Here is a 3,105-nt window from a genome sequence, read left to right on the forward strand (position 1 = left end):
TAGCCGCAGCTCGATGCCGAGCGCCTCGAAGTCGACGTCGAAGGCGGAGCCCTCGGCCGTGCCGAGCAGGACGGCCTTGGACAGCGGGGGGCGGTCGTAGGGCTGGTGGGGTTCGGCGCCGATCAGCGTCACGGTGCCGGTGAAGCCCTGTTCGCGCAGGGCGACCGCGGTCTGCACGCCCGCCATGCCCGCACCGACGACGACCACGCGGCGTTCCGCGTCCGCTCCCCGCTCCTGCGTCTGCTCGTTCACCTGATCACCTTAGACACCCGGTAAATCGCCGGTCAGTCCTCGTGCGCGGTGATCTCCTCCACAACGCTCGTCCCGCTGCCCTCGCGCGACTCCCATTCCCAGGTCTCCTCCAGGCGCACCCGCCCGTCGGGCAGGTCGACGACCGTCGACACGCAGTGCCCCGACGACGTGCCGCCGTCGGTCCCGAGCTGCACGTACCGGAAGTCGAGCCGGTCGCCCGCGCGCGTGCCCACCAGCCGGCCGCGGACGACGTCGCCGCCCGCGTACTCGGCCCAGACCACGCCGTCCTCCTCGTGGTAGGCGAAGCGGGTGCGGGTGCCCACCTGCCCGGGGGCCTGGTCGGCGACCGGGGCGAGGAGGAGACCGTCGAGCGAACGGGCCACGGTGGAGGCTCCCTTACGAGTTCGGCGCGCCGCGGGCTAGGGTGGCCAACGTAAAGCACTCGCGGGAGCCCGGACGCACCGGGCTGAGAGGGAGGCTGGCGGCCTCCGACCGTACGAACCTGATCCGGGTCATGCCGGCGAAGGGAGGGGCTGGACGCCCATGTCGTCCCCATCGATCACACCATCCGTGCCACCCCGTACGCAGGACGTCCTCGTCGTGGGCGGCGGGATCATCGGCCTCGTCACGGCCTGGCGGTCCGCGCAGCGCGGGCTCGCCACGGCCCTCGTCGACCCCGAGCCGGGCGGCGGGGCCGCCCAGGTGGCCGCCGGAATGCTGGCCGCCGTCACGGAGCTGCACTACGGCGAGCAGACGCTGCTCGCGCTGAACCTCGCCTCGGCCCGCCGCTATCCGGAGTTCGCCGCCGAGCTGACCGACGCCACGGGCCACGACCTCGGCTACCGCCGCTGCGGCACCCTGGCCGTCGCCCTGGACGCCGACGACCGCGCCCACCTGCGGGAACTGCACGCGCTCCAGGAGCGCTCGGGCCTGGAGTCCGAGTGGCTGTCGGGGCGCGAGTGCCGACGCCTGGAGCCGATGCTCGCGCCGGGCGTGCGCGGGGGGCTGCGGGTGGACGGCGACCACCAGATCGACCCCCGGCGCCTGGCCGGCGCGCTGGTGACCGCGTGCGAGCGCGCGGGCGTCGTCTTCCACCGGGTGTGGGCCGACCGGCTCACCGTCGCCGGGGACCGGGCGACCGGCGTCGTCACCGCCGACGGCACCGTGCTGGAGGCCGGGCAGGTCGTGCTGGCCGGGGGCAGCCTCAGCGGGCGCCTCGCGGGCGTGCCGGACGCCGTACTGGCGCCGGTGCGGCCGGTGAAGGGGCAGGTGCTGCGCCTGACCATGCCGCGGGCGCACGGGCCGCTGCTGAGCCGCACGGTGCGGGCCGTGGTGCGCGGCAACCCGCTCTACCTGGTGCCCCGGGAGAGCGGCGAGCTGGTCGTCGGCGCCACCAGCGAGGAGCTGGGCTGGGACACGACGGTGACCGCGGGCGGCGTCTACGAGCTGCTGCGCGACGCCCACGAGCTGGTACCGGGCATCACCGAGCTGCCCCTCACGGAGACCCGCGCGGGCCTGCGCCCCGGCTCCCCGGACAACGCCCCGCTGCTCGGCCCGACCGCGCTGGAGGGGCTGCTGCTGGCCACCGGGCACCACCGCAACGGCGTGCTGCTGACCCCGGTCACCGGCGACGTCATGGCGCACGCCCTGACCACCGGGGAGCTCCCGGAGGAGGGGCGTCCCTTCACCCCCCGGCGCTTCGGCGCGGGCGCCGGCGCCGCGTTCGCGGAGGGGACCGGCGCGGAACAGGGCCCAACCGAACAGACCCTCCTCACGGAGCAGACCGTATGAACATCTCCGTCAACGGGGAGCCGCGCGAGGTGGCTCCCGGCACCGCCCTGGACGCCCTGGTGGGCACGCTCACCACGGCGCCGTCCGGCGTGGCCGCCGCCCTGAACGAGACCGTCGTCCCGCGCACGCGGTGGTCCGCCACCGCCCTGTCCGACGGCGACCGCGTCGAAGTCCTCACCGCCGTCCAAGGAGGCTGAACCATGGCCGACGATCCCTTCGTCCTCGGCGGTACGACATACACGTCCCGCCTGATCATGGGCACCGGCGGGGCGCCCAGCCTCGATGTGCTGGAGCGCTCCCTGGTGGCGTCCGGCACGCAGCTGACGACCGTCGCGATGCGCCGCGTGAACGCCTCCGTGCACGGGTCCGTGCTGTCGGTGCTGGAGAAGCTCGGCATCGGCGTCCTGCCGAACACGGCGGGCTGTTTCACCGCCGGGGAGGCGGTGCTCACCGCCCGGCTCGCGCGCGAGGCGCTCGGCACGGACCTGGTGAAGCTTGAGGTCATCGCCGACGAGCGCACCCTGCTGCCGGACCCGATCGAGTTGCTGGACGCGGCGGAGACACTGGTCGACGACGGGTTCACGGTGCTGCCGTACACGAACGACGACCCGGTCCTCGCGCGGAAGCTGGAGGACGTCGGGTGTGCGGCGGTCATGCCGCTGGGGTCGCCGATCGGGTCCGGGCTCGGGATCCGCAACCCGCACAACTTCCAGCTGATCGTGGAGCACGCGCGCGTGCCGGTGATCCTGGACGCGGGGGCCGGTACGGCGTCGGACGTGGCGTTGGCGATGGAGCTGGGGTGTGCGGGTGTGATGCTCGCCTCGGCGGTGACGCGGGCGCAGGAGCCGGTTCTCATGGCCGAGGGCATGCGGCACGCGGTGGAGGCGGGGCGGTTGGCTCGGCGGGCCGGGCGGATTCCTCGGCGGCACTTCGCCGAGGCGTCTTCTCCTGCGGAGGGCTTGGCTGTGCTGGATCCGGAGCGGCCCGCTTTCTAGGCGCCGGGCGCTGCGGCAGGGGGTGGGTGCGCAGCCCGGCGTTGCGGGGTGCCGCTGCGCCCACCCG

At 74.5% G+C, this 3,105-nt stretch carries 5 protein-coding genes and 1 riboswitch; of the genes, 3 read left to right on the plus strand and 2 right to left on the minus strand.

From position 1 onward, the window contains the following. Nucleotides 1–252 (minus strand): FAD-dependent oxidoreductase (locus GTW67_RS32660; RefSeq protein ID WP_161168369.1); only part of this gene is annotated, 252 nt, incomplete at its 3' end. A gap of 32 nt (nucleotides 253–284) precedes the next feature. Then, nucleotides 285–635 (minus strand): avidin-fold protein, encoded by a 351-nt coding sequence (locus GTW67_RS32665; protein ID WP_161168370.1) that lies wholly within the window; start codon nucleotides 633–635, stop codon nucleotides 285–287. A 51-nt stretch (nucleotides 636–686) separates the two neighbouring features. Beyond that, nucleotides 687–798: riboswitch (TPP riboswitch) on the plus strand. Here GTW67_RS32665 and thiO point away from each other — a divergent pair. From thiO to GTW67_RS32680, 3 genes are all read left to right on the plus strand, one after another. Beyond that, a complete protein-coding gene (gene thiO / locus GTW67_RS32670) occupies nucleotides 796–2,043 on the plus strand; it encodes a glycine oxidase ThiO (protein ID WP_161168371.1) in 1,248 nt (415 codons plus the stop codon). It overlaps the preceding riboswitch by 3 nt. Further along, a complete protein-coding gene (gene thiS, locus GTW67_RS32675) occupies nucleotides 2,040–2,240 on the plus strand; it encodes a sulfur carrier protein ThiS (protein ID WP_161168372.1) in 201 nt (66 codons plus the stop codon). Before thiO ends, thiS begins: the two co-directional genes overlap by 4 nt. A 3-nt stretch (nucleotides 2,241–2,243) precedes the next feature. Further along, nucleotides 2,244–3,038 carry a thiazole synthase gene (locus GTW67_RS32680; RefSeq protein ID WP_161168373.1) on the plus strand — a complete coding sequence of 265 codons (795 nt, stop codon included), beginning with the start codon at nucleotides 2,244–2,246 and terminating at the stop codon, nucleotides 3,036–3,038. Nucleotides 3,039–3,105 lie beyond the last annotated feature (67 nt).

Source organism: Streptomyces sp. SID5910, from assembly GCF_009862125.1.
Lineage (GTDB): Bacteria > Actinomycetota > Actinomycetes > Streptomycetales > Streptomycetaceae > Streptomyces.